The sequence below is a fragment of the Nocardiopsis halotolerans DSM 44410 genome (assembly GCF_000341065.1).
Lineage (GTDB): Bacteria > Actinomycetota > Actinomycetes > Streptosporangiales > Streptosporangiaceae > Nocardiopsis > Nocardiopsis halotolerans.
On the sequence record NZ_ANAX01000163.1, the window covers coordinates 13,180 to 39,140 of the forward strand.

15 protein-coding genes and 5 pseudogenes (1 of these 20 running past the window's edge) are annotated in these 25,961 nt (G+C 72.0%); 13 read left to right on the forward strand and 7 right to left on the reverse strand.

Going from position 1 to position 25,961, the window contains the following annotated elements:
* Position 1: 1 nt before the first annotated feature.
* Both D455_RS30205 and D455_RS0112415 read right to left on the reverse strand, forming a co-directional pair.
* Positions 2-788, reverse strand: a pseudogene (locus D455_RS30205) (carbon-nitrogen hydrolase family protein).
* Complete coding sequence (locus D455_RS0112415; protein ID WP_017571048.1) at positions 788-1,546, reverse strand: HpcH/HpaI aldolase family protein; 759 nt, start codon at positions 1,544-1,546, stop codon at positions 788-790. Before D455_RS0112415 ends, D455_RS30205 begins: the two are co-directional and overlap by 1 nt.
* A gap of 105 nt (positions 1,547-1,651) precedes the next feature.
* Between D455_RS0112415 and D455_RS0112420 the strand changes: the two genes are divergently transcribed.
* Positions 1,652-2,320, forward strand: a complete 669-nt coding sequence (locus D455_RS0112420) for a GntR family transcriptional regulator (RefSeq protein ID WP_017571049.1) — start codon at positions 1,652-1,654, stop codon at positions 2,318-2,320.
* A 91-nt stretch (positions 2,321-2,411) separates the two neighbouring features.
* Here D455_RS0112420 and D455_RS0112425 read toward each other — a convergent pair whose 3' ends face one another.
* Positions 2,412-2,732 carry a CU044_2847 family protein gene (locus tag D455_RS0112425; protein WP_017571050.1) on the reverse strand — a complete coding sequence of 107 codons (321 nt, stop codon included), beginning with the start codon at positions 2,730-2,732 and terminating at the stop codon, positions 2,412-2,414.
* A 146-nt stretch (positions 2,733-2,878) separates the two neighbouring features.
* On the opposite strand from D455_RS0112425, the gene D455_RS32855 reads away from it, so the two are divergent.
* Positions 2,879-3,118 (forward strand): DUF397 domain-containing protein, encoded by a 240-nt coding sequence (locus tag D455_RS32855; RefSeq protein ID WP_083922213.1) that lies wholly within the window; start codon positions 2,879-2,881, stop codon positions 3,116-3,118.
* Here D455_RS32855 and fxsT read toward each other — a convergent pair.
* Positions 3,115-6,924 carry an FxSxx-COOH system tetratricopeptide repeat protein gene (gene fxsT, locus D455_RS0112430; protein WP_026122567.1) on the reverse strand — a complete coding sequence of 1,270 codons (3,810 nt, stop codon included), beginning with the start codon at positions 6,922-6,924 and terminating at the stop codon, positions 3,115-3,117. The genes D455_RS32855 and fxsT overlap by 4 nt on opposite strands.
* Before the next feature lie 190 nt (positions 6,925-7,114).
* Positions 7,115-8,992 carry a S1 family peptidase gene (locus D455_RS0112435; protein ID WP_241480235.1) on the reverse strand — a complete coding sequence of 626 codons (1,878 nt, stop codon included), beginning with the start codon at positions 8,990-8,992 and terminating at the stop codon, positions 7,115-7,117.
* Positions 8,993-9,421: 429 nt separating this feature from the next.
* Here D455_RS0112435 and putP point away from each other — a divergent pair, with 429 nt between their 5' ends.
* The 5 genes from putP to D455_RS0112460 all read left to right on the forward strand — a co-directional run bounded on the left by putP (position 9,422) and on the right by D455_RS0112460 (position 15,371).
* On the forward strand, positions 9,422-10,984 hold the full coding sequence (gene putP, locus D455_RS0112440; protein ID WP_017571053.1) for a sodium/proline symporter PutP: 1,563 nt from the start codon (positions 9,422-9,424) through the stop codon (positions 10,982-10,984).
* A 135-nt stretch (positions 10,985-11,119) separates the two neighbouring features.
* The gene (locus tag D455_RS0112445; protein WP_017571054.1) at positions 11,120-11,704 is read left to right on the forward strand and encodes a putative glycolipid-binding domain-containing protein; all 585 of its coding nucleotides are present in this window, start codon (positions 11,120-11,122) and stop codon (positions 11,702-11,704) included.
* A gap of 88 nt (positions 11,705-11,792) precedes the next feature.
* Entirely contained in the window at positions 11,793-12,623 is an 831-nt protein-coding gene (nadE, locus tag D455_RS0112450) for an ammonia-dependent NAD(+) synthetase (RefSeq protein ID WP_017571055.1), read from the forward strand.
* Between the two features lie 487 nt (positions 12,624-13,110).
* Entirely contained in the window at positions 13,111-14,439 is a 1,329-nt protein-coding gene (locus D455_RS0112455) for an acyltransferase family protein (protein WP_026122569.1), read from the forward strand.
* Positions 14,440-14,522: 83 nt separating this feature from the next.
* A complete protein-coding gene (locus D455_RS0112460) occupies positions 14,523-15,371 on the forward strand; it encodes an alpha/beta fold hydrolase (RefSeq protein WP_017571057.1) in 849 nt (282 codons plus the stop codon).
* Here the strand turns inward: D455_RS0112460 and D455_RS30210 are convergent.
* Positions 15,361-16,180: pseudogene (locus tag D455_RS30210) on the reverse strand (SDR family oxidoreductase). The gene D455_RS0112460 and the pseudogene D455_RS30210 overlap by 11 nt on opposite strands.
* Positions 16,181-16,552: 372 nt before the next feature.
* Between D455_RS30210 and D455_RS30215 the strand changes: the two are divergent.
* A pseudogene (locus D455_RS30215) lies at positions 16,553-17,823 on the forward strand (AGE family epimerase/isomerase).
* Positions 17,820-18,848, forward strand: coding sequence for a carbohydrate kinase family protein (locus D455_RS0112475; protein WP_017571060.1), 1,029 nt, complete (start codon positions 17,820-17,822; stop codon positions 18,846-18,848). Before D455_RS30215 ends, D455_RS0112475 begins: the two are co-directional and overlap by 4 nt.
* Before the next feature lie 266 nt (positions 18,849-19,114).
* Here D455_RS0112475 and D455_RS0112480 read toward each other — a convergent pair whose 3' ends face one another.
* On the reverse strand, positions 19,115-20,293 hold the full coding sequence (locus D455_RS0112480) for a carboxylate-amine ligase (protein ID WP_017571061.1): 1,179 nt from the start codon (positions 20,291-20,293) through the stop codon (positions 19,115-19,117).
* A 384-nt stretch (positions 20,294-20,677) separates the two neighbouring features.
* Here D455_RS0112480 and D455_RS0112485 point away from each other — a divergent pair, with 384 nt between their 5' ends.
* The 4 genes and pseudogenes from D455_RS0112485 to D455_RS30225 form a co-directional block, all read left to right on the forward strand.
* Complete coding sequence (locus D455_RS0112485; RefSeq protein ID WP_051064631.1) at positions 20,678-23,584, forward strand: LuxR family transcriptional regulator; 2,907 nt, start codon at positions 20,678-20,680, stop codon at positions 23,582-23,584.
* Positions 23,585-23,686: 102 nt separating this feature from the next.
* The gene (locus D455_RS0112490; protein WP_017571063.1) at positions 23,687-24,553 is read left to right on the forward strand and encodes an ABC transporter ATP-binding protein; all 867 of its coding nucleotides are present in this window, start codon (positions 23,687-23,689) and stop codon (positions 24,551-24,553) included.
* Positions 24,550-25,273 (forward strand): annotated as a pseudogene (locus D455_RS30220) (ABC transporter ATP-binding protein). The gene D455_RS0112490 and the pseudogene D455_RS30220 overlap by 4 nt, the downstream one beginning before the upstream one ends.
* An 11-nt stretch (positions 25,274-25,284) precedes the next feature.
* Positions 25,285-25,961, forward strand: a pseudogene (locus tag D455_RS30225) (branched-chain amino acid ABC transporter permease); it runs 174 nt beyond the window's last position.

The window sequence follows — 25,961 nt, forward strand, 5'->3', positions numbered from 1 at the left end:
CTCACACTCCAGTGGGTGCCACACGGTAGCGCCGTAGGGACAGCGCGGGGTTGACCTCGCGGACGTGCTCGATCCGCTCCCGTTCCACGACGGCCATGCCGACGCCCGGGGCCTCACCGAGCGCGGTGACGGCGATGCCCATCGGGTCCACGACGGCGCTGTTGCCCGCGCCGGTCGGGCCGCTCTGGTCGGCCGCGAGCACGTAGACGGTGTTCTCGATCGCCCGGGCGCGGACCAGGGTGTTCCAGTGGTACTCCTTGAGGGGACCGGGCACCCACTCGGCGGGAAGGGCGATGATATCCGCGCCGGCGTCCACGAGGGTACGTGAAACCTCAGGAAAACGCAGGTCATAGCAGGTCTGCATGCCCACCCTGAAGCCGTCGACCTCCAGGAGTTGGGGGTGGTCCGGGTCGGCGGGGATGACGCGGTCGGACTCCTTGTACCCGAACGCGTCGTAGAGGTGCACCTTGCGGTAGACCGCGCCGATCTCGCCGTCCCGGACGCCGACGATGAGGAGAGCGAGGTCCTGCCCGCCCTCAGGCNATGACGGAGACGCCGAGTTCGGCGGTGATGGCGCGGACACGCGAGACGGTGGGCCCGTCGAGCGGCTCGGCGCTGTCGACGAACCGGTCGTCCATGGCGGGCGCGGTGAACACCGCGTACTCGGGGAGGACGGCCAGACGCGCACCGCGGTCGGCGGCGTCACGCAGCAGTGTCTCGATGGAGGCCAGGTTCGCGGCCTTGTCCTCGGTGGGGGCGAACTGTACGACGGCGACGTTCAGTGACATCAACGGCTCCTCAGGTCGTTCTCGATCTCTCGCAGGGCGTCCAGCGTTCCGGCGAACCCGGACAGCAGCGCCCCGTACTGCATGATCGCGATGATGGTCTCGGCGCCCTCCTCGACGGCGAGGCGCTGCTCGGCCTGGCTCCAGGCGGGCAGGACCCACGGCTTGCCCGCCGACCGCGCCGCGCGCGCCAGGTGGCGTACGTCCTCCAGGTCGGCCTCGCTGACGCTGTAGGCGCCGCGTTCCCGGCGCAGCGACAGGTCCGAGGGGCCGACGAAGACGCCGTCCACGACGGGCAGACCGAGGATCGCGTCGATGTCCCCGAACGCCGACGCGTCCTCGATCATGGGGTAGCAGCGCGTCCCCCGGTCCTGTCGCGCGACCCACTCGTCGGTGAACCCGCGGTACCCGGAGGTCCTGCCACCGGCGAAGGACCGGTCACCCAGCGGGGGGAACTTCGCGTAGCCGCACACCCTGGCGGCGTGCTCGACGGACTCCACGTGCGGGATGGCCACCGCGTTCGCGCCGAAGTCGAGGGCCTGCTGGATCGGTCCCCTCTCCGGACCCAGTACCTTCGCGATGACGTCCATGCCCTTGGCGCGGACGAACGGAATGATCCAGTCGAGGGCGGCCAGGTCGAACAGTCCGTGCTCGATGTCGAGCACGACGGTGTCGTAGCCCGCCAACTGGGCCATCTCCACGGCGGCGGCGGAGGGCTCCGTCAGCCAGACCCCGTGCCGTCTGCTCCCTTGTTCGCTCACGGCGTTACTCCTCGCAGGGTCGATGTGACTTGCTGCACTAGTATGTGTGCTGTCGACGACATGTATACACGGTGCATCCAAGAGATGTAAAGGTAGGCTGGGGCTGTGTCAGACCAAGGGATCAGCGGCGAAGCCGGTAAACCGAGACCATCCGCGCGCGAGCGCGCCTACGAGTGGATCTGTACCGCCATCCTCTCGGGGGTCTTCTCCGAGGGGCAGTTCCTCGACGAGGCCGCCCTGGCCCGGGAGGTCAACACGTCCCGGACTCCCGTGCGCGAGGCCCTCCACCGCCTCCAGGCGGAGCGCTTCGTCGAACTCGTCCCCCGGCGCGGCGCCCAGGTGCGGGTCGTCAACGCCACGGAGATGCGGGAGGTCTACCAGGCCCGCTTCGTCATCGAGTCCGACGCCATGGTCAGGATCTGCGAGCGGCGCCTCGGCTCCCCACCCGAGTCCGGCGAGCTCCTGGAGGCGATGGAGGCCGCCGGACGGGACCGGAACTGGAACGAGTTGGCCCAACTCGACCAGGCCTTCCACTCCTCCATCGTCCGACACCGGGGAAACGCGGTCCTGTCCGAGATGTACGACGCGATGCGTCCGCGGCAGGTGCGCCTCTCCGTCCGGACGATCACGGAGGTACCGGAGCGCCTGCCCACCATCGAACACGAGCACCGGCGGCTGAAGGCGGCGCTCGACGCGCATGACGGCGAACTCAGTGTGTCCGTCCTCGACACCCACCTCCGGGAGGTGCCGGAACTCGTCCGGGCCTTCGGTTAGCGCCGACCCCGGTCCGCGTCTCACGTCCCCCCGCGGCCCGGGCCGTACACACGGCCCGGGCCCTCGCCGTGCCCGGGGGCGGGTGCGGTACTCAGGCGCTGTTCGACCAGGACATCCTGACGTTGAAGGTCGCCTCGCTACCGCCCTTGACGACCACGGCGGCGGCCTCCGCGCTCACGCTCACCCCGAACTCGACCTCCGTCTCCGTGGGGGCGAGCGAGGAGGAGGACAGTTCCTGTAGCTGGGCGGACACCGCCTCGGCGACCTTCCGGATCCGGAGCAGGACCGAGTCGAGCCGTTTGTCCCCGGTGCCGGTGTCGGATTTCCTGGAGACGTTGGAGGCCCCTTCCCGGCGGGTGGGAACGGACTCGATACTGACCACGGTGCCGTCGTCGGTGACGAAGTCGATCACTTTGTTCACGTTGACCTCACGTGTTCTTCGAAGGGGGCTGCGCCATTCCTGTGAGAAGGGCTTGGAAAGTAAAATACTGGGAGATGTCTGCAAAGGACGATATTCCGCTGCCGTCCGCGCGGAGGAAACGGTGGGACGAACCAGTGATGACCGGGCGAAACGACGCACGTGCCACCTGGCGGGACGGACACGACGGCACCGGATGGCGTAAGTCGTCGAGATCGCAGGACGACGGAACGTGCTGTGAGGCATCCCTGGGGGAAGCGGGGGCGGTCCTTTTCCGTGACTCCCGCCACCCGGACGGACACGTACTCCGGTTCCGCGCAGGGGAGTGGCTGTCGCTGCTCTCGTCCCTTTCCCCGAACGCCGTGCCGTACGGCTTCTAGTTGCCGATCGGAATGATGTCGGTGTCCAGCCGGGTGAAGCTCGCCATCGTGGTCACGAACCGGTGGTCCGGACCGAACCGGCTGGTGTACAGGTCGCGCAGGGCCTCCCACTCCTCATGGACGTCCTCGCCCAGCGCCCGGCGGCTGATCAGCAGGTTGCGCCTGGCGGTGCTCAGGAAGACGTGGTGCTCGCCCAGCGCCTCCAGGCACAGCTCCACACTCGCCGCGTCCTGGGCCCTGGCCTCCTTGAGCCGTCCCAGCGCGAACAGGTCGTTGCCCAGGTTGACCTCGACCGCGGCGATGGTGATCCGCGCGTCCGGGAAGAGGCGGCGAATCTCGGTGAGGGCCGCGCGGTCGAGTTCGTGGGCCCGCTCGTACTCCCCCGCCACGCGGAACACGATCGCCGCGTTGGCCCTGGAGGCCCACGGGAAGAGGTGACGATCGGGAAACGTGTCGTCCATGTGTTCCAGGAGTTCCTCGGCCAGTTCCCGGGCTTCGTCCACCCGGTTGTTGAAGGCCAGGTTCACCATGTGGATGCTGTTGATGTGCAGCGTCGGCTTGGCGTGTGCCCCGAAACGCGAGACGTTGGTGTCGCGCACCTGCTGTGACAGTTCCAGAGCCGACTCGTGGTCGCCGAGCCTGCGGTTGACCACGGAGAGGAAGACGGGAATCTCCTGGGTGTGGGTGCTGGCGTCCGCTTCGACGGACTCGAAGCGCCGCTGGCAGTCTTCCAGGGCCTCCTTGGCCTCGTCCAGGTGTCCCAGGGCCATCAGACTGAGGCTGATCGACAGCCGGGTGCGCAGGGTGGGGATGCCGCTCGACCCGAACAGGTACTTGCGCTGTTCCAGGGTGCGGCGGTCCATGTCCAGCGCCTCCTGGAACCGGCCCAGGCGGCGCAGGCCGTCCCCGATGTCGTGCGCGATGACCAGGGTCTTCTCGTCCTCCTCGCTGAACAGTGCGGTCCTGACGCGGTGGATCTCCTCGAACATGGCCAGGGCCCGGCCGTAGTGGCCGAGGTTGCTGAGAGCGATGGCCCGTGCCCGGTGGGCGTCCAGGGCCTCCTCGCTCTCCGGACCCTCCAGTTCCACCTGCTCCGCGTACATCCGCTCCGCCTCGTCGAGGGCCACCTCGTTGTCCCCCCGGACCCGGAGGAGCCTGGTGCGGATCAACTGGACCTGGAAGCGCTGGGCGGTGTCGTCGTACCAGGCCTCGATGGCGCGGTCCGCCAGGGCCAGTGCGGCGTTCCTGTTCCCGGTCTCCACCAGGTACGTGATCACGTTGCTGACCAGTCCTCGAACCTGGGGGTCGTGGCTGCGCCAGGCCTCCGAGGCCTCCACGTGGGTGAAGAGCAGCTGGTAGTCGGACCAGCTCTGCGGAAGCTCCGGGCCGAGCGGATCGCTCTGCGCGAGGAGGCGGTGGGCCAGGTCCCGGTAGCGCACGCGTTCCTCGTCGCCGAGCGTGCTCTGGACGACGGTCTGGAAGGTGACGTGCATCTGGAAGGTGTGGTTGGTCCGGTCGAGCTCGACGAGGCTGTGCCTGCTCACGTACCGCAGCACCCTCGACAGGACCATCTCGTTGCCCAGGATCTGCCCCAGTTCGGGGTTGGTGCTCAGGCCCCGGGCCCGGTGGAACAGGGTGCGCGCCAGCGGTCGGGGACCGAAGAACGAGCACAGCTGGATGAACTCGCGGACCATCCTGCTGAGCGCGCGGTCCTTTCCGGTGCCGCGCCGCAGTTCGTCGAGTTGCATGTTCCACGCCGCGGCCAGCGGCAGGGGGTACAGGTCCTCCGGCTCCACATGGGTGACCAGGTCGTCGAACTTGTTCTGGAGCAGGTCGAGGAAGTCGTCGACGTTCATCAGGGAGTCGCGCAGATAGGCGCCGACCTGTGCCAGGGCCAGGGGCACGTGCTCCAACCGCTCGGCGATGCGCAGGGCGTCCGCGTCGTCCTCCAACCCCTGGGGGCAGACCTTGCGGAGCAGCGCGACGCTCTCCTCCGGGGTCAGGCTGGGCACGACCGAGCCCTCACTGCGCCCGCTGGGGATCCAGCTCTGGTCACGTGAGGTGATGACGATGTCGCCGGGCCCGTTGGTGGGGAGTTCGCCCTCGCCCAGCTGGTCGAGGTCGGCGACGTCGTCGAAGACGAGGAGCCAGCGCCCCACCTCGGGATCGGTCTCCAGCACGTCGCGGACCTGTTGGGCGGTCTTCTCCAGGTTGCCGCCGTGGTCCTCGACCAGTCCCAGGTACCGGGCCAGACGCAGGTAGGACTGCTGGACGTCGGCGGGGCCGCTGGCGGGGACCCACCAGATCAGGTCGTAGTCGTCCCGGTACCGGTGCGCGTACTCGGTGGCGATCTGGGTCTTGCCGATGCCGCCCCCTCCCGACAGGAGGTAGACCCCGCCCGAGGACTCCGCCAGCAGGTCGTGGACGCGCTTGAGGATCTCCTCCCGCCCCGTGAAGTTCAGGTTGTGCGGAGGGACGCCGCGGAGTTTGGCCAGCGGCCTGTTCCGGTGCTGCCGCCTCCGCGGACGGAGGGCGGTGGGCTCCGAGACGCTGGGCTCCGTCGCTGGGATCTGGGAGTCGGTCACGGTCGGGCTCGATTCCTCTCGGGGGGTGGTGGACGCGGGGCGGGGGTCGCGGGCCTGGACGACGCTCCCGTTGGTGACGGAGTCGGGAACCGCGTTGGTGACGGAGCCGGGCGTCCCGTCCAGGGCGGCACGCAGGTTCCCGGCGAAACGCCGGTACTCCCCGGGCATCTCGGTCAGCGCGGGGAGCAGGGCTCTGGCCAGTTCCTCCTCCCCGTCGAGCGAGGGGACCAGGGGAGCCCCGGTCTCGATCCGGGCGAGCCACTGGTAGATCCGGGCGGAGTCCTTGAACTCGATGCCGAGCGAGTAGTACACCGACCGCATGACGCTGAGGTCGCCGAAACGGCCGAGGAGGTCCCTGCGCACACCGGACAGGAAGTCCATGGCCGGGCTGGTGGGATCGTGCAGGTCGCCGGTGGGGAGGGTCGGATCCATCAGTTCGCCGCCGAACACCTCGGCGATCTCGGTGACGGCGGCGCGCCCGTCGCGGGGCGCGTGCGGAAGGTTGCGCTGGAGCAGTTCGGCGACCGGGAGGTTCACCGGTGTCTGGGCGAGGCGCACGGCGAGTGCGCGGGCCCCGCGTGAGGCGTGGGAGAGGAAACGTGACACCGGATCGGGGTCCCAGGGCAGAGCACTGGGCGGCCGGGCACCGTCGTGCGGGAGGAGGCACACGTCCGCCTCCCAGGAATCCCGTCGACCGTCCACCACCGAGAGCCAGGCGGCGAGGGACTCCGGGTCGGACCTCAGGATCGGCAGCGCCGCCGCGTCCGACGGCGGCACGGTCTCCTCCGCGTCGTCCGAGGCGCGCGCGAAGGACCACGAGGCGGGGGAGACGGGGGAGGGGCCCGTCATGCGCATCGGCTGCGGTGCGAGGGGGCCCCGGGACCAGACGGAGCGGTCGAGCAGGTGGAGGACGGCGGCCGGTACGCGGGTGGCGAGTGAGGCGATCCACGAACGCGGTCTCGGCTGGCGCCATCCCCGGTCCTGTGCGTCGGTGACGATGACGACCGCCGCGGCTTCCCGCCCCGCCGCGTCGGGCACAGCGTGGCCGGGACGGAAGCGGACGATCTCCGATCCCGCCCGTTCGATCTCCCGGACCAGTTCTCCGACTTCGTCCCGGTGCAGACCCATCAGGGGAGAGGAATCGACGAGGACGGACAGGCGGGACGGGCCGCCTGTCAGGTTGTCGAGTGCATTGCGATACCTCTGCGACAGATCATCCATGAATGTCGTCTTTGCCCTTTTTGTGGCCCCTGAGATCCGCCTGGTGAACCGCGCCCGTGGGTCGGGCTTCTCCGGAAGTGTTTCCTTCGATGCGGCCCTCCAACCGAGATGAGCGTATCAAGACCGGAGTCGGAGTCGTTTGGTCAGCCATGGGTGGCGGCTCTGTTATGCGAGTTCTCTCCAGTGTCCCTCACGAACCGAACCCATCGGAATCCCTGGGATCTCCCCACGTCTCCCGCGTGAGGGCGTCACCAAAAGTGTCATGGATGATCGCGATTTTCCTGCTATCCGAATTTTCCCTTGCTCGGTCGCGCAGATAACGGGGCAGCCCGGAGATCCGCATCCGCGATCCGGGCTCCCGGCTGAGGAGTTCCTCGACGAGGTGGAGAACCGCCTCCCTGGGGCCCCTGACAACGGTGGGAACGCCCTGGTAGAGAACGGCGTCGTAGACGTGTTCGGCGTCCTTGTGGCCGGAGTCCACGACACACACGGTGATGTTCTGGTCGGCGAGGACGTTCGCCACCTCGTGGACCTCCTTCTTCCATGTGGCGAGTACGTTGCGGTCCTCCACCAGGGCGCTGCTCCTCTGCCGCTCCGATCGCAGGCGCCACCGGTCGGAGGCTCCCAGGTAGTTCGTCGGCGGGTAGCGCTCCCGAACGTGGTAGACGATCTCGTACGTCGTGCCGAGCTGGGGCGGGTACTCCAACAGGTCGCGGTGGGGTGCGGCCTGGCCCACGCTCAGGTGCAGCAGGTCCCTGGGCAGCAGGATGCGCAGTCGCGGCGGTTCCTCGTTCGACGAGACCCGCCTCTGCATGACGGCCTCGCCCACGAGGTCGGCGATCTCGTCGCAGATCTCCCGTTCACCGACCAGCTTCGTGTCCTCCAGTAACGGGTTCCGCCTCTCGTCCAGGTGGATGATGCTGTGCGAGAGCTGGTAACCGCCCGTCACCGGTTCCAGGTCGAAGAGCATCACCGTGTCGGGCGAACGTTCGTCGTTGTCGGGGAGCGCCCCGGACGTGTCCGGTCCCCTGCGGTTGTCGAGCCGCCGGTCCCGGTCGCGGGCCAGCACCTCCTCCCAGTCCCGCCCCATCGCCGAGGCCTCCTGCCGGATCCACGACCACACCGTCGGCGGTATCGGCCGTCGTCTCCGGGTCTCCTGGTAGACGTGGTGCACCCAGACGACCCGGGGCGGTGGTTCACCGAAGGGCGGGACCAGGTCCCACAGCGCGGTGAGGGCCCTCCACGCGGTCGTCCCCGAACTGTGCCGTCTGAGCTGGCGCATCTCGCCGGAACGCAGCAGCCTCTCCGGGGGGACCTCCTCCAGGGGGACCGAGTCCAGCAGGTCGTGCAGCCTGTCGTAGGCCTCCCGGCCGCACAGGGACTCGTCGGCCAGGCGCTGGACCGACACGCTCTCGCCGTCCTCCCGCTCACCGGCGAGTTCCGCCATCGGCAGGAGGAAGGCGAGGCCGGAGGGCTGCTCCGGATCGCCCCACTGGTAGTAGTGGTTCTTCTGCATGATGCCCACCAGTTCGCCGGTCGCGGTGCGCACGGCGCAGCCGCTGAACCCCTCGGTGATCCGCACGGCCTGGGAGGCGGGCGTCTCGACCTGGTGTGTGGTTCCGGTGGGCCCGCCCGAGCCCCGGTAGGTCAGTGAGGCCTGGAGGGAGCGCATGCCCTCCGGGTAGCCGGTGATGAGCAGCTCCTGCGCCGGATCCAGGCTCGCGCAGTCCCTCAGCACGGGGAAGGAGGTGTCGGGCTGGCCCGCGCCCGGCAGCCGCAGCACGGCCAGGTCACGGCTCTCCGGGCCCGCCGACCACAGCTGGGTGTCGACCGTGGCCTCCCACGTCCGGTCGTCGAACGACCGGAGGCGCACGGTGACGTCCGTGCCCGGGTGTTCCTCCTTGTCCCCGTCGCGGCCGAGCGCGGTGTTGACGACGTGCGCGCACGTGACCAGCAGGCCGGGGGACAGGAGTACGGCACCGCCCACGGTGTCGTACTGGTCGAGCACCCGCATCTGCCATGACGGCTCGTTGGGTTGCAGACCACGCGGGGTACGGGGGGTGGCCACGTTCGGGGGACCTCTCTTGACGTCAACTTTTCCCGGAACAATTCCCCCTCGGACAGCGGCGAACCAGGAGAAGGTGACGTACGAGGTTCCTGCTACACAAGCGACCTGTGTGACGGATGTGGAGGCGTGCACGCGGGTTCGGAGCGTGCGGATCGCAGGGATCCGAGGGACTCCCACATCCGAGACATCCCACGATCCGACCAGAGGGCCTGTGTATGTTCGATCCGACAAACGATGGCCCCGGGGCATGGCCTGGCGGACAATCGTGCCTGGTCAAGGACTCGGCAAGGTCTCAAAGCGGTGTTGTTCCACGAACGGGCGTTGTGACTTGCCGGACAAGGGGCAATGATCTCCCCCAATGTTCTTGAACAGCGCGTAGGGCTCAGAGCGTGCGCGCGAGGAAGGGAGAGTAGGGTCTTGAGCGAATCCATGCTCTGGTCCGTCGCGACCTTCGGCGTGTACCTCGCCGTCATGGTGGCCATCGGGCTGTGGGCCTACAAGCGCACCGTCTCGCAGTCGGACTTCGTACTCGGAGGCCGGCAGCTCAACAGCTGGGTGGCGGGTCTGAGCGCCAACGCCAGCGACTTCAGCGGATGGCTGCTGCTCGGCCTGCCCGGCGCCATCTACGTCTCCGGTCTGGGGGCGGCCTGGATCCCCGTCGGCCTCGCCTGCGGCTTCGCCGGGAGCTGGATCCTCCTCGCGCCGCGTCTGCGCGTGTACACCGAGCGGGTGACCGACGCCCGCTCCGGGGGCGACTCCGACTCGCTGACCCTCTCCTCCTTCCTGGAGAACCGCTTCAACGACCCCACCCGGCTGCTGCGGGGCGTCTCGGCGGTGCTCATCCTCGTCTTCTACTTCTTCTACGTGGCCTCCGGCCTGGTCGCCATGGCCGCCCTGTTCGACCAGGTCCTCGGCCTGAGCCCGGCGCCCGCCATCGCCATCGGCGTGGGCATCGTCGTGCTCTACACCGTGCTCGGCGGCTTCCTCGCCGTGTCCTACACCGACGTGATCCAGGCCGCGATGATGTGGATCGCCCTGCTGGTCGTCCCCGTCATGGCGGTCACCGCGCTCGGCGGCCTCGGGGGCCTGACCGAGGGCGTGTCCGCGAAGAGCGACGGGCTGCTGTCGGCCCTCGGCGGCACCTCCCTCGACGCCGAGCTCGGTCAGTGGGTGAGCACCGACACCCTCGGCTGGGTCGTCATCGTCTCCGGACTGGCCTGGGGCTTCGGCTACTTCGGCCAGCCGCACATCCTGTCCCGCTACATGGGCATCCGCTCGGTCCGCGACATCCCCAAGGCCGGGTTCATCAGCGTCGCCTGGGCGGTCAGCGCCATGGTCCTGGCCGTGGTGGTCGGCTTCATCGGCATCGCCTACTTCGACACCCCGCTGGAGAACTCCGAGCAGGTCTTCCCGCTCCTGATCGAGGCCCTGACCCACCCGCTGGTCGCCGGTCTGCTGCTCGCCGCCATCCTCGCGGCCGTCATGAGCACCGCCGACTCCCAGCTGCTGGTCGCCGCGTCCGCGCTCACCGAGGACGGCTACCGGGCCTTCGTGGACCGCGACGCCAACCCGAGGACCCTGCTGTGGGTCAGCCGCGTCACCGTGGTCGCCGTCGCCCTGGGCGCCGCCGCCATCGCCCTGTGGGGCAACCAGTCGGTGATGGACCTGGTCGGCTACGCCTGGGCCGGGTTCGGCGCGGGCTTCGGCCCGATCCTGGTGCTCTCCGTGTTCTGGAGGCGCATGAGCTGGTCCGGGGCGCTCGCGGGCATGATCGCGGGCGGAACCACCGCGATCGTGTGGGACGTCCTCGACGCGCACTTCCTCGGGACCGGCCTGTACGCCATGGTTCCGGCCGTGATCCTCAGCGTCGCCGCCGTCTTCGTCTTCAACGGCCTGGCCAGGGTCACTCCGCAGATGGAGAGCGACTTCGACCGGGTCGACGCCGAGATCCGCGGGGCCGGACCCGCCGCCGACGAGACCGCCGGGGTCTGACCGGCCGGGCCTCACGGGTGGCGGCCGGGACGGCGACCGTCCCAGCCGCCACCTCCCGCCCCGGGGCCCCGCCGTCGACGCGGCGGGGCCCGACGCGCTCTGGCGGACCCGATCCCGGAACGGTAGAACGGTGACATGTCGTCACTGACGGAACACCCGGCCGTATGGACCCGGACCGACGTCTCCGAGGGGCTCGGTCTCGGCACGCTCATCCCCGAACCCTGCGGCTACCGGCTGGAGGCCGGGGAGACCGTCGTGGTGGGGGAGGAACGGTTCTTCACCCGTTTCAGCGTCCGCACCGACCTGGCCTGGACGACCCGGGAGGTGAGCGCCGAGGTCCTGTCCTCCCACGGCCTGGAGTCGGTCACGCTCAACGTCCGGGGAGGACACTGGAGCGGTGCCGACGGCACCCGCCTTCCCGAGCTGGTGGGCTGCCTGGACGTGGACGTCGCCGCCACCCCGCTCACCAACACCCTCCCGATCCGCCGCCTCGGCCTGCGCCCGGGCGAGTACCGCGACATCGCGGTGGCCTGGATCGACATCCCCTCCCTGCGGGTGCGCAGGGTGAGGCAGCGCTACACCCGCCATCCCGCCGAGGAGGGCCTGGAGCGCTACACCTACCGCGATCCCCTGCACGGCGAGTACCGGCTGTCGGTGGACGGCGACGGCGTGGTCGTCGACTACGAGCGCTTCGCCCGCCGCCTGCGCACGGACTCCTGAGACCGCGGTCACCTCCCCGGCTCGTTTTCCGCCGCCCGGACGGGCGATAATCAGCGGACGGAAGCGACCACATCCACGGGGGACCGCAGTGACCGACACCGAGCTGAGCCAGGCCCGTCGCGAGATCATCCGCGACCTCGCAGTGCCCGAGCGCTTCGAAGCGCGCGTCGAGATCGAACGCCGCGTGGCCTTCCTCGCCGAGCGGCTCATCGCCACCGGCTCCACCGCGCTGGTCCTGGGTATCAGCGGGGGCGTGGACTCGCTCGCGGCCGGACGCCTGTGCCGCCTGGCCGTGGACCGGGCGCGGGAGAACGGCCACGAGTGCGAGTACGTCGCCATGCGCCTGCCCTACGGCGAGCAGAAGGACGAGGAGGACGCGGCCCGCTCCGTGACCTTCACGGCGCCCGAGCGCTGCCTCACCGTGGACGTCAGGCCCGCCAGCGACGCCATGGCCGCCTCCCTCACCGCCGCCGGGATGTCCTACGCCAGCGACTCCTCCGAGGACTTCGTCATCGGCAACGTCAAGGCCCGCCAGCGGATGATCGCCCAGTACGCGGTCGCGGGCGGCCTGCGCGGCCTGGTGGTGGGCACCGACCACGCGGCCGAGGCGGTCACGGGGTTCTTCACCAAGTACGGCGACGGCGGGGTGGACCTGGTGCCGCTGACCGGGCTGACCAAGCGCCGGGTGCGCGCGGTCGCCGCCGCGTTGGGCGCTCCCGACGACCTGGTGAACAAGGTGCCCACCGCCGACCTGGAGACGCTCACCCCGCAGAAGCCGGACGAGGACGCGCTCGGCCTGACCTACGAGCAGATCGACGACTTCCTGGAGGGCCTGCCGGTGCCCGAGCACGTGGAGACCACCCTGGTCGACCGGTACCGCGCCACCGCGCACAAGCGGGCGCTGCCCACCGCTCCCTGAGGGGCGGGGGCCGCCGACGCGCCTCCGTGCCCTCCCCTCCTCCCGGGGCCGCGCGGCCCCGGGAGGAGGGGAGGGCGGTTTCGTTCGCGCACGTGACCCTTTTCCGAGGGTTTCGGCCACCCGGTCTCCCGCGATACCGTGTTCTCGAGCACCCCGGGTTCTCCCGGGGCATCGTTCGGCGCTCCCGTGCTCTCCCCGACGAGGGGGAGCCGCCCATATCCCGTCGAGCCTCGGCGCGCGGTGGTGCGGGCACCACTTCTCACGGTCGTGCGAACCGCCGTCCGGAGAGGGGCGTCAGATCCATCGCGAACACCCATCGACCAGGCCTAGGGTCGTTATCACGCGTCGCCAGCCGTTGAGCTGACGCGGCCACGCCACCGGGCGCGTTCGAGGACGCGTCGCCACCCCCTGATCCCGACACGGTCCCCTTGCGCGTACATCGCGTTCGGAGGGCGCACATGTGTACGGGGAGACCAAGGAGCGACCGATGACCGTGATCGCCGGGAACGAACGCGGAGGCGCGCCGTCGGCGTACTCCTCCGGCCCCGCGCCGCTGCCCTCCTTCCGTACGCCGCGGCCGGGGGCGGGCCGTGACAGGTTCCTGGACGTCATCCGGCTGTTCGTCATGGCCATGGTGGTCATGCAGCACTGGTGGCTGCCGGTTCTGGCCCACGAGGGCGGCGTCCTGGAGATGGGCAGCGTCCTGTCCGCCGAGGGCGGTTTCGTCCTGACGTGGGTCGTCCAGGTCATGCCCCTGATCTTCTTCGTCGGCGGCGCGGCCAACCTCATCAGCTGGCGCTCGGCCTCGGGGCGGGGCACGTCCGCGTCGGACTGGTTCGCCCGGAGGCTGCGCAGGCTCGCCTGGCCGGTGGTACCGCTGGCGGCCGTGTGGATCGTCGCCTCCCACGTGCTGTTCCTGAGCGGGGTGCCGATCCAGCCGGTCCTGGCGGCGGCGGGGGCCGCGGGCATGGTGCTGTGGTTCCTGGCCGTGTACGTGCTGGTGGTCGTGGCGACCCCGCTGCTGGTCCGCGCGCAGGAGCGGTTCGGCTGGTGGGTTCCGGTCGCGCTCCTGACCGCCGCGGCGGTCGTGGACGTGACCCGCTTCTCCACCGGGGCCGAATGGGTCGGCTACCTCAACGTGGCGTTCGTGTGGCTGGGCGTGCACCAGCTGGGCTTCCGCTACGCGACGGGGACGATCCGGCTCCGCTACGCCGCGGGCATGGCGGCGGGCGGCGCCGTCACCGCGCTGACCCTGGCGCTGGTCGGCCCGTACTCGCCGAACATGACGGGCGTGTTCGCCATGGACTCCTCGAACGTGTCACCGCCGACCCTGGTGCTCGCCGCCGCGGGCGTGTTCCAGGTCGGTGTCGCGGTGCTGCTGCGCGAGCGGATCAGCGCCTGGTCGGAGCGCCCGGGCCCGGCGCGACTGCTGGACCGGATCTGCCCGCAGCTGATGACGGTCTACCTCTGGCACATGCTGCCGCTCAGCGTGGTGGCGGGTGTGCTGGTGTTCGGGCTGGGGATCGACACTCCGGACGCGCTGACGGGCCTGTGGCTGCTGTGGGGCGTGGCGGGCATGGTGGTGCTGCTGCCCCTGGTCGCGGCGCTGTCGCACTGGGCCGTGCGGTTCGAGAACCCGCCGAGGTCGCTGAGCGGATCCCCCGGCATGGTCCGGGTCCTGATCGCCGCGGCGCTGGTCGGCGGCGGGATGCTGACGCTGACGGTGTCCGGGGTCGGGGTGGGCGACGGCCCGCTGCTGGGCCTGCTCGCGGTCCTGGCGGGCGTGGCGCTGACCAAGCCGGCCCAGAACGGCTGAGGGCCGCGCGCCCGGCGTCTCCGGGGAGGGCGCCGCGGACGGCCCGTGTCGGAGGACGGGCCGTATCGGGTAGACCAGGCGGTATGGACCCGACACGTATCGCCTTCGAGGAGCGGGGGAGCGGCCCGCCGGTGGTCCTCCTCCACGGCCTCGGTGACAGGCGCCAGAGCTGGAACGCCGTGGTGGGCCGACTCGCCGCGGACCACCGCGTCATCTGCGTGGACCTTCCGGGGTTCGGCGCCACACCGGCGCCCGCCCCCGACGAGCAGTACGACGTCGTGACCCTGACCGACGACGTCCAGGCGTTCTGTGATCTGCACGGACTGGACCGCCCGCACCTGGCGGGCAACTCGCTCGGCGGGTCGATCGCCCTGGAACTCGGGGTCCGGGGCCGCGCCGCGTCGGTGACGGTGTTCTCCCCGGCGGGGTTCTCCGACGAACTCGCCCGCCGCGCGATGCGCGCGGTCGGCGCCCTGTCCCGCCTCGCCACCCGCGTCCCGATGCCGGTCAAGGAGCGCCTGGCCGACACCGCCCCGGCCAGGGCGGCCGCGCGGATCGCGCTGCGCGGCGACCCCTCGTCGCCCACGGCCAAGGCGACCCGGTTCAGCGTGCGGGGGCTCCAACGCGGTTCGCCCTACATCCGGCTGGTGCCGCGCATCGCCGAGTACGTCTTCACGGCGCGGCCGATCGCGTGCCCGGTCACCATCGCCTGGGGCGACCGCGACCGGACGCTGCTGCCGTCCAGCGCCGCGCACGCCCACCGCCGGGTGCCGAACGCGCGCATGGTCTCGCTGATCGGCAGCGGGCACATCCCCATGGCCGACGATCCCGTCACGTCCGCCGAGCACATCCGGTGGACCTGCCGCTCCGCCGACGTGGGGGCGTCGAGGGTCTCCGCGCGCAACGCGTCCGATCAGCCCCCTAACAGCTGAAGCCGCCGTCCGCGCTGATGACCTGGCCCGTCACCCACGCGGCCTCGTCGGTGGTCAGCCAGGCCAGCAGCCTGGCCGGGTCGTCCGGCACACCGACCCGTCCCGCGGGGAAACGGGGCAGGACGTGGTTCATGAGGTCCTCGTCGATGTACCCGGTCTGCACCGGCCCGGGATCGACGGCGTTCACGGTGATCCCGCGCGGACCCAGCTCGGCGGCGAGGGTCGGGGTGATCTGGGCCAGGACCGCCTTGGCCGACGCGTACGCCACCTCGCCCGGCATCGCGCCGTGGAGCTGCCCGGAGGTCATGAACAGCACCCGGCCGCCGGGGCGCCCGTCGTGCCGGGCGGCGAAGGCCTGGGCGAGCAGGATGGGCGCGCGGGCGTCGACCGCCCAGTGCCCGTCGAGCATCTCCGGGGTGACCTCGGCGAGGGGGGCGTCGCCGCCGTTGCGGGCGTGGTTGGCCACCAGGACGTCCAGGTGCCCGAACTCGGAGACGGCCGCCTCGACCACCCGACCGGGGGCCTCGGGGTCGGCCATGTCCGCGCCGACGTCGGCCACACGGGCCCCGGGGGCACCGAGCACCGCGCGTACGCCGTCGAGCACCGCGCCGAGGTCGTCGCTGCCCCAGGGCAGTTCGGCGTCGTGCGGCTGGTGGTGGTGGACCATCACGGAGGCGCCGTGGGCGGCGAGTCGGCGGGCGACGGCGTNNNCTGGCACCGGTGACCAGGGCGGTTCTGCCGCGCAGGGGGAGGGGGTCCCGGAACAGGGCGTCCTCGTCGGAGCGTTCGGCGGAGTGTGGACGGACCATGCTGTCTGCCTGCTTTCTGACGTGCCGACACGGGTGGGCGCGGACCGCCGGTCGCCTGGCCGCCCGTGCGCCCGTGCGCCCGCGCGTCGCGGAGGCGGGGCGGCCGCCGTCGCGTGCGGAGCCGGGGGAACTCTGGCAGACGGAGGTTCCCGCCGCATCCGGTTTTCGTCCTTGCCCGGGGGAGGGCTCCTCCCGGAGCCGTGGAGGAGCGCGCGACGCGGATCTCCCGGGAGTTTTCGTCACCGAACGGCCGGAATGCTCCCTTGTGGTGCTGATGGCGTGTTCTGTTGTTCGGGCTCCCCGGGCTACCGCGGTGTCGAGATCGCGGGATAGCGTGGACCCCGCGAACCGACGCCTTGAGGAGGCAGTGGATTGACAGCATCGACACGACCGGCCCCGGGGCGTCCCGCGTGGCTGCGCGAGGAGGAGGGGCGGCTGTACCGCTTCGCCGCCGGGTCCGCCGTANTTGGCTCGACGCGGACGGACGGGTGGAGCGCGACCGGCCCGCCGCCGCCTGGATCACCGCTCGGATGACGCACGTGTTCTCCCTCGCGCACCTGCGGGGCGAGGGCGACGCCGGACGCCTGGCCGACCACGGTGTTGCGGCCCTGACGACGGGACCCTTGCGCGACGCGGAGGCGGGCGGATGGTTCGACCACGTGCCGGAGGACCCCGCCCCGGACGCTTCCCGGGAGCGCTCCCATGAGCGTCCTCGCAAGTCAGCCTACGAGCACGCGTTCGTGATCCTGGCCGCCTCCACGGCCACCCTCGCCGGACGTCCGGGCGCCCGCGAGCTGCTCGACGAGGCACTGCGCGTGATGGAGGCACACTTCTGGGAGGAGTCCGCCGGCGCCCTCCGGGAGAGCTGGGACAGCGGGTGGAACGCCACCGAGGACTACCGGGGCGCCAACAGCAACATGCACGCGGTGGAGGCCTTCCTCGCCGCCGCCGACGCCACCGGCGACGCCCTGTGGGCCCGCCGCGCGCTCTCCATCGCCGAACGCCTGATCCACGGGGTGGCCGCGGAGCACGGCTGGCGCCTGCCCGAGCACTTCACCTCCGACTGGAAGCCCGTCCCCGACTACAACCGTGACCAGCCCGACCACCCCTTCCGACCCTTCGGCAGCACCACCGGCCACCTGCTTGAATGGGCGCGTCTGCTGATCCACCTGGAGGTCGCGCTCGGCCGGGCGGGGGAGACCGCCCCCTCGTGGCTGCGCTCCGACGCCGAGGCCCTGTTCGACAACGCCGTCCGCCGGGGCTGGGCCGTCGACGGCGCCGACGGGTTCGTCTACACGCTCGACTGGGAGGACCGGCCGGTCGTGCGCGAGCGCATGCACTGGGTGGTGGCCGAGGCCACCATGGCCGCCTGGGCGCTGGGCCAGCGCACGGGCGGGGACGCCCACACCGACCTGTACGAGCGCTGGTGGGCCTACGCCGACCGTCACCACGTGGACCGGGAGCGCGGCAGTTGGCACCATGAGCTGGACCCCGCCAACCGGCCCGCCGCGAGCGTGTGGCCGGGCAAGCCGGACGTCTACCACGCCTACCAGGCGGCACTCCTGCCCCAGACCGGGTTGGCGGCCTCCATCGCGGCCGCGCTCCTGCCCGGGACCGCCCCGACCTCCGGAGGAAAAGCGTGACCAGCCAGAACACACGGGACGCGCAGGGCACGCCCTCCCCCCGGCTCGTCGTGGTGGGCGAGAACGTCATGGACCTGCTGCCCACCTCCCACGGCGCCGACGTGCTGAGGGCGGCCCCCGGGGGCGGACCGGCCAACACGGCGGTCTCCGCGGTCCGGCTGGGTACGCCGACCCGGCTGCTCGCGCGGATCGGGGCGGACGGCTTCGGCGAGCTGATCCGGGCCCGTCTGCTCGGGGAGGGGCTGGACCCGGCGGGGCTGGTGGCCGCCGAGGAGCCGACGGCGCTGGCCCTGGCCACGCTCGGCCCGGACGGGTCGGCCCGCTACGACTTCCGCATGGACGACGCCGCCGACTGGCGGTGGCGCCCCGGTGAGCTGCCCGAGGAGCTGGAACCGGGGGTGCGCGCGCTGCACGCCGCGTCGATCGCGCTGTTCCGGGAACCCGGGGCCGCCCTGATCGAGGGGATGCTGCGCCGTGAGCACGAACGCGGTCGGGCGACGCTCACGCTGGACCCCAACATCCGCCACGACGTCATCGGTGATCCCGGGAGGGCCAGGGAGTCGGTCCTGCGGCACGTCGCGCAGGCGCACCTGGTGAAGGCGAGCGACGAGGACCTGGCGTTCCTGTACCCGGACCTGTCGCCGGTACGGGCTGCCCACGCCCTCGCCGCGCTGGGGCCGGTGCTGGTGGTGGTGACCCTGGGTGCCGACGGGGCCCTCGCGGTCTCCGGCGGTATGGAGGTGTCGGTGGCGGCGCCCAGGACGGAGGTGGCCGACACCGTGGGCGCGGGGGACTCCTTCATGGGAGCCCTGCTGAACTGGCTGGACCGCCACGACCGACTGGGGGAGGGGCCCCGGGACCGCCTGGCCGGACTGGACAAGACGGAACTGGAGGACCTGCTGGGGTTCGCCGTCTCCGTCGCCGCGGTCACGGTGACCCGGGAGGGCGCGAACCCGCCCACCATGGAGGAGGTGGCGGGACGGGGAGGCCCGGGTGCGGGCAGCACGGTGCTGGCGGCTCCTTAGCGCCCCCCGTGTCCAGGAAACCCCGGATCCGTGCGGGACGGTAGCCCCTGTGGACGACTCGGCCGTCCACAGGGGCCCGGCGTCAGCGCCGTGGGTGTGGGACCGTGGTACGGGGGGCTCCGGCAGGGTTCCGAACAGCTCAGACGTTCCCCGCGCCGGCGATGGGCGGTCCGCGCCTCCTCCCGCCAGCCCCGTTCGTCCCTGTGGACAACCGGCTTCGCGGACCACCAGTCCGGGTGCCCGGCCCGCTTCGCGTGGGCTCCGGTTCAGGCGGGGCCGAGGCCTCCCAGGGTCTGGGCCGCGAGGTGGTCCACCACGTCGGCGAGGCTGCCCCGGCGGGCGTACGCGGCGCGCTGGCGCGCCGCGCCGCTCCCGGCCGCGCGCACGCGGTCGAGCAGCGCGGCGGCCAGGTCGGCGTCGCCGTTGGCGAGCAGCCCGGGGAGCGCGGCGTGTAACAGCCGGTCGGCGGCCAGCGCTCCGGGCAGCGCCTCGCCGGTCAGCGGGTCGGGCACCACACCCTCCAGGCCGTCCCGGGCGGCCCGCCACACGGCGGCGCGCAACGCCTGGTCGGGGATGCCCGGCGCGGGGATCCCGTAGTGGACGTCGGTGAGCGCGCGGCTCACCAGGCCGCGTGTGAGCAGGGCGAACAGCAGCGCCTCCTCCGCGGTGGAGGCCACGTCGCTCGCGCGGACCTCCAGCGTGGGCAGGTGCTCGGAGAGGCGGACGTCCCAGTAGACCATGTGCCGGTCCAGGATCGCCCCGGCGTCGGAGAGCGCCCGCACCGTCTGCTCGTGCTCGGCCAGGGAGCGCAGCAGCGGGGGCGGTCCCGCCGAGGGCAGCCGGTTCCAGGCGACCGTCCGCCAGCTGGAGTACCCGGTGTCGCGACCGGCGTGGAACGGGGAGTTCGCCGACAGCGCCACCAGGAACGGCAGCCACCGGCGCAGGTGGTTGCTCACGGACACGGCGGTCTCACCGTCGGGGACGCCCACGTGCACGTGGCAGCCGCACACCACGTGCGACTCGCGCAGCGTGGCGAAGTGCGCGGCGATGTCGGCGTAGCGGCGGCCCTCGCTCACCCGTGCCGAGGCCGGATCCCCCAGGACGGCGGTACCGGAGGCGACGACGGAGAGTCCGGCGGCGGTGGCGGCGCGGTTGAGCTCGCCGCGGGCCGCGCGCAGGAAGCGCAGGGCGTCGCCCGCGTCGTCGCACACGGGGCTGTTGGCCTCCAGCTGCACGCGGCTGAACTCGCCGCACAGGTGGTCGACCAGGAGGTGGGTGTTGGCGAGTACCTCGGGCGCCCGCGACGCGATGAGGCGGGTGCCGGGATCGACGACGAAGAACTCCTCCTCGACACCGAACGTGGGAGGCGCCGTACGGTTTCCGGCGCGGGCACCGGCGGCTACCGGTTGCCGCCTGTCGTGTGCTGTCGTGGAGCGGTTCTCCATGGGCGTCGGTGTCCCTCCTGCCGTGGGGGCGCCCTCGCGGGGCGTCCCGGACTGGATATCCCCGAGAGGGGTGGCCGCGACAGTGTCCTGAAGAAGACAAAAAGCTATCCGTGGGATATTTTGTCCTGTTTGTCGTTATCGCGGGGGTGCCGTTGCGCGCACGTTACGGCTTGATAACCAGCACTCGTGTCCGTGGAGCCGCCGGAACGGGCTCACGGGCCCCTGACGGGGTGAGCTCCGTCACTCTCCCGGGTGGCGGAAACGCAGGTGGGCACCGGGATACCGCGTCCGCGCACGCGTCCCGCGTACACCTGGGGTACCCCCTCCGGAGCCGGTCCGAACGGACCCGGGCGACTCCGTGCGGGCATCGGTGAAACGACCAGTGTGCCCGCTCGCACCTGCCGGGACGGGGGTCCGCTGTGCGAATGTGAGCACGTGGCTGGCAGGAACACGGAACCCCCCAACGTCCGCCTCCGGGGTCGTGACCCGGAGCAGCGGGCCCTCGCCGACGTCCTGGACGGGGCGAGGGCCCGCCAGGGCGCGTCCCTGCTCCTCTCCGGCGGTCCCGGGAGGGGCAAGACGGCCCTCCTGGACCACGTGCGCGGGTCCGCAGGTGATTTCACCGTGCTCCACGCGGGTGGGATCCCCGACGAGGCGGCCCTGCCCTTCGCCGGACTCCAGCGCCTCCTCCGTCCCCTCACGGAGGAGGCCGACCGCCTCCCCGGGCCGTGGCGCGTCCCCCTCCTCGACGTCCTCACCCGGGGGGCGGTCGCCGACGACGACCGCCTCACCCTCTACACCGGGCTGGTGGAACTGCTCTCCCGCACCGCCGCCGAGCACGATCGCCCCCTCCTGATCTGCGTGGACGACGCTGACCGGCTCGACACCCCCTCCCTGGACGCCCTCGCCTTCACCGCCCGGCGCCTCGGCGGAACCCCCGTCGCCGTCGTGTTCACCGCGCGCGAGGGCCACGGAAAGCCCTCGGGACCCCGCCTGCCCGAGACCGCCGCCGAGCCCACCCCCGACGCACTCGTCCCCGGCGTCGCCGAACTCGTGCTCGCGCCCCTGGACGAGCGGGCGGTCCACGACCTCCTCACCGACAGCGCGCCGGTCACCCCCGCCGCGGCCGTGCGCTCCGCCCTGGTCCGCGCCGCGCACGGCAACCCCGCCGCCGTCCTCGGCCTCCTGCGCGGACTGTCCCGGGCCCAGGTCCTCGGCGAGGAGTCCCTTCCCGACCCGCCGCGCCTGCCCGGTCGCCTGCGCGCCGACTTCCTCGCCCCCTATCGCGGGCTGCCCGAACGGGCACGCCATCTCCTGCTGCTCGCCGCCCTCGGCGACGCGCCCCGCGTCCACCACCTGCTGGAGGCCGCGGAGACCGTCGGGTCCGCCGAGGTCACGGAGGCGGCGGAGGCAGCCGGGAGGCGCGCGCCGACCATCACCGACCTCGAACCCGCGGAGGAACGCGGCCTGGTCCGGGTGGAGGGCGACACGGTCGTCTTCACCGACCCCCTGACACGCGAGGCCATCGCCCAGGACGCCCCCGCGGGCAGGTTGCGGGCGGCCCACCGCGCCCTGGCCCGGGTGTGCGACCCCGAATTGTCACCCGCGGAGTTCGTCCGCCACACCGCCGCGGGCACCGGTGCCCCCGACGCCGGGCTCGCCGACGCCGTGACCTCCGCCGCCCGCCGCGTCAAGCGGCTCCCGNNCGCCGCCTCCCACGCCCTCGAGCGCGCCGCGGCCCTCAGCCCCGACCCCGACGAGCGCGCCTGCCGCCTGACCACGGCCTCCTACGAGGCCTACATGGCCGGAAGCTCCACACGCGCCACCCGCCTGCTCGCCCAGGCGCGGCCCCTCGCGGTGTCCGACCGGCGGCGCGTGACCGCCGACTTCATCGACGCGCAGATCGCCATGCGCGGCGAGAACGCCCTGGACGTGGCCGAACGCCTGCTCACCGTCGGCCGGGAACTCATTCCGCACGACCGCTCCCTGGCGCTGCGCGCCCTCGTGCGCTCGGCCGACTCCGCCTCCCTCGGCGGGGACGCCGTCCGCCACGGCCGCGCCACCGAGCTGGCCCTCCCCCTGGTCCGCCCGGACGACCCGGCGCCGATGCGCATGGTCGCGGCCTTCCTGGAGGGGTGCGCCCTCTCCTTCCGGGGCGACTACCCCGGCTCCACCCCGCTGCTGCGCGAGGCCACCGGGCTGGCCGAGATCGCCAAGCCCTCCGAGCTGGTCTGGGCGGGCATCAGCGGTCTGCGCCTGGGCGACGCGCCGTTCGTGCGTTCGGTGACCTCCCGCGCGGTCGAGGTCGGCCGCATGCGGGGAGAGCGGGCCACCATGCCCGCCGCGCTGGGCTTCCTGGTCTTCTCGGAGTTCTGGAGCGGACGCTTCCCCTCGGCCGCCGGGACCGCGCTCACCGGTCTGCGGGTCTCCCGGGAGAGCGGTCAGACCGTGTGGGCCACCCAGCACCTGGCGTCGCTGGCGATGATCGCCGCGATCCAGGGCGACGTGGACACCTGCCGCATCCGGGCCCGCGCGGTCGCCGCCCAGGCGGGCGAGAACAGCCTCGGCCTGGCCGCCGCCCTGGCGGCGTGGGCCCTGGCCGTCCTGGAGCTCTCCCGGGGCAACGCCGCGGAGGCGTTCTTCCGACTGCGCGCCCTGGTGCACGCGACGCCCGGACACGGACACCCCACCATGCGGCTGCTCACCGCGCCGCACTTCGTGGAGGCGGCGACCCGCATGGGCGAGACCGAGTGGGCGCGCACGTCCCTGGCCGGGTACCGCCGCTGGGCCGAGTCGGTGGGCAGCCCGAGCACGCTGGCCCTGGCCGCCCGGGGCTCGGGGCTCCTGGCCACGGGGGACGAGGCCGCCGACCACTTCGAGAACGCCCTGGCCCTGCACCGGGCCTGCGGTGACGACGACGTCGAACACGCGCGCACCCAGCTGCTGTTCGGCGCCCACCTGCGCCGCGCCCGCCTACCCGGGCGGGCCCGGGAGCACCTGTACAACGCGCTGGAGTCCTTCGAACGCTTCGGAGCGCGGCTGTGGGCACGCCAGACCCGCGCCGAGCTGCGCGCGATCGGGACCGCCGAACGCGGCCCCGACCCCACCTCCACCAGCGAACTGACCGCGCAACAGCAGCAGATCGCCCGGTTGGTCGCCGAAGGGGCGACCAACCGGGAGGTGGCCGCCCACCTGTTCATCAGTCCGCGCACGGTCGAACACCACCTGCGCGGCATCTTCCGCAAGCTCAACATCAGGTCCCGCGTGGACCTGGCCCGCCTGTTCACCTGATCCGTCCGTCCACCCGACCCCCGTGCCGACGGCCGCGGCGCCGTCGACCACCTCTCTCATACCAACTGGTCGGTACGCCTCTGGCCGAGGAGAAAGGCAGCCATGACAACGACCGCAACGGAGCCCCTCCTGAGCGCGGAGGGGGTGACCGTGCGCTTCGGAGGCCTCACCGCGCTCGACGACGTCGGAATCCGTGCCGTGCCCGGGACCGTCACCGGGCTCATCGGTCCCAACGGCGCGGGCAAGACCACCCTGTTCAACGTCCTGTCCGGCGTTCTGCGCCCCACGGCGGGCACCGTCACCTGGAAGGGCGCCCCGCCGCCCGGACGCCGTCCCCACCACCTCGCCCGGGCGGGGATCGCCCGCACCTTCCAGGGCCTCAACCTCTTCCCGATGATGACGGTCCTGGACAACGTCGTCGTCGGAGCCGACCGCCTGGCCGCCGGAGGCCCCCTCTCCCTGCTCACCGGTCTGGGGCGGCACCACCGCGACGAACGCGAACTGCGCTCCCGTGCCATGGCCGCACTGGAACGCTTCGGGGCCGCCGAGCACGCCCACCAGCTCCCCGCCACCCTGCCCTACGGCGTGCAGAAGCAGGTCGCCCTCGCCCGCGCCTGCGTCGGAGAGCCCGAAGCCCTCCTCCTCGACGAACCCGCCAGCGGACTGTCCGGCGGGCAGATCGACGCCCTCGCCGACCAGATCCGGGACTTCGGCCGGGACATGGCCGTCGTCCTCGTCGAACACCACATGGACCTGGTCATGCGGGTCTGCGACCACATCGTGGTGCTCAACTTCGGCCGGGTCATCTCCACCGGGACCCCCGCCCAGATCCAGGCCGACCCCCTCGTCGCCCAGGCCTACCTCGGCACCTCCGACGACGGTGCCGCCGACCCGGCGCCCACGGCCGCCCCAGCACCCGCCGCCGACTCCGCGCCCGACCCCGACCCCGGTAACGGAGCCGCCCGATGAGTGCCGCCCAGCCCCTGCTGTCCGTCGAGGAGCTCAGCGCCTCCTACGGCGCCGTCCGCGCCCTGGACCGCGTCTCCCTCACCGTCCCCGCCGGAGGCGTGTGCGCCGTCCTCGGCGCCAACGGCGCGGGCAAGACCACCCTGCTGCGCCCCCTCACCGGACTCCACCCGGCCGCCTCCGGACGCGTTCTGCTCGACGGTGAGGACATCACCCGCCTGCCCGCCGAGAAGGTCATCACGCGCGGCCTCGCCCACGTCCCCGAGGGCGGCGGCGTCATCGTCGAACTCACCGTCGAGGAGAACCTGCGCCTGGGAGGGTTGTGGCGCTCCGACCGCCGGAGCAGGTCCGCCATGGGGGAGGTCCTGGAACTCTTCCCGCCGCTGGTCGAGCGGCGGGGGGGGGGCNGCCAGCACCCTCTCCGGCGGCGAACGCCAGATGCTCGCCATCGGCCGCGCCCTCATGGCCCGTCCCAAGGTGCTGCTGCTGGACGAGCCATCACTCGGACTGGCGCCCCTGGTCACCAAGCAGATCTTCACCCTCCTGCGCGACCTGCGCGACCGCACCGGGCTCACCGTCGTCCTGGTCGAACAGAACGCCGCGGGGGCACTGGCGGTCACCGAGACCGGGTTCGTCCTCAACCAGGGACGCGTCGCCGCCGAGGGGGCCTCCGCCGACCTGCTCGCCGACGACCGCACGCGCCACGCCTACCTCGGCTTCTAGAGGAGCCCCACATGACCCACTTCATCAACCTGACCCTCAACGGGTTGGCGTCCGGGGCGGCCTACGCGGCGCTGGCGCTGTCCCTGGTCATCATCTACCAGGCCACCCGCCTGGTGAACTTCGCCCAGACCGCGCTCGCCCTGATCGCGGTCTACACCGCCTACACCGTCACCCAGCTCACCGGCTCGTACTGGCTCGGCTTCGCCTCGGCGCTCACCGCCGGCCTGGTCGCGGGCGCGCTGGTCGAGCGGTTCATCGTGCGGCCCATCGCCCGCGCCTCCCAGCTCAACGCCATCATCGTCACCCTCGGACTCCTCCTGGTCGTCCAGGGGCTGGTCGGCGTCATCTGGGGCAACGAACAGCACGGGTTCGGGTACGCGTTCAGCTACGTGGGCCGCTTCTCGCCCGCCAACGTGTTCGCCCTGGTGTCCGTCGGGGCCGTCGCGCTGCTGCTGTTCGCCCTGTACCGGTTCACCCCCCTGGGCCTGCGCATGCGCGCCGCCGCCTTCCACCCCGAGGCCGCCCGGCTCAGCGGCGTGCGGGTGGGCCTGATGCTCACCGCCGGATGGGCGATCGCCTCCTTCATCGGCGCCCTGGCGGGCATGCTCGCCGGACCACCGTTCATCTCCCCGAACGCCTTCGACGTCGTGTTCGTCTACGGCATCACCGCCGCCGTCATCGGCGGGCC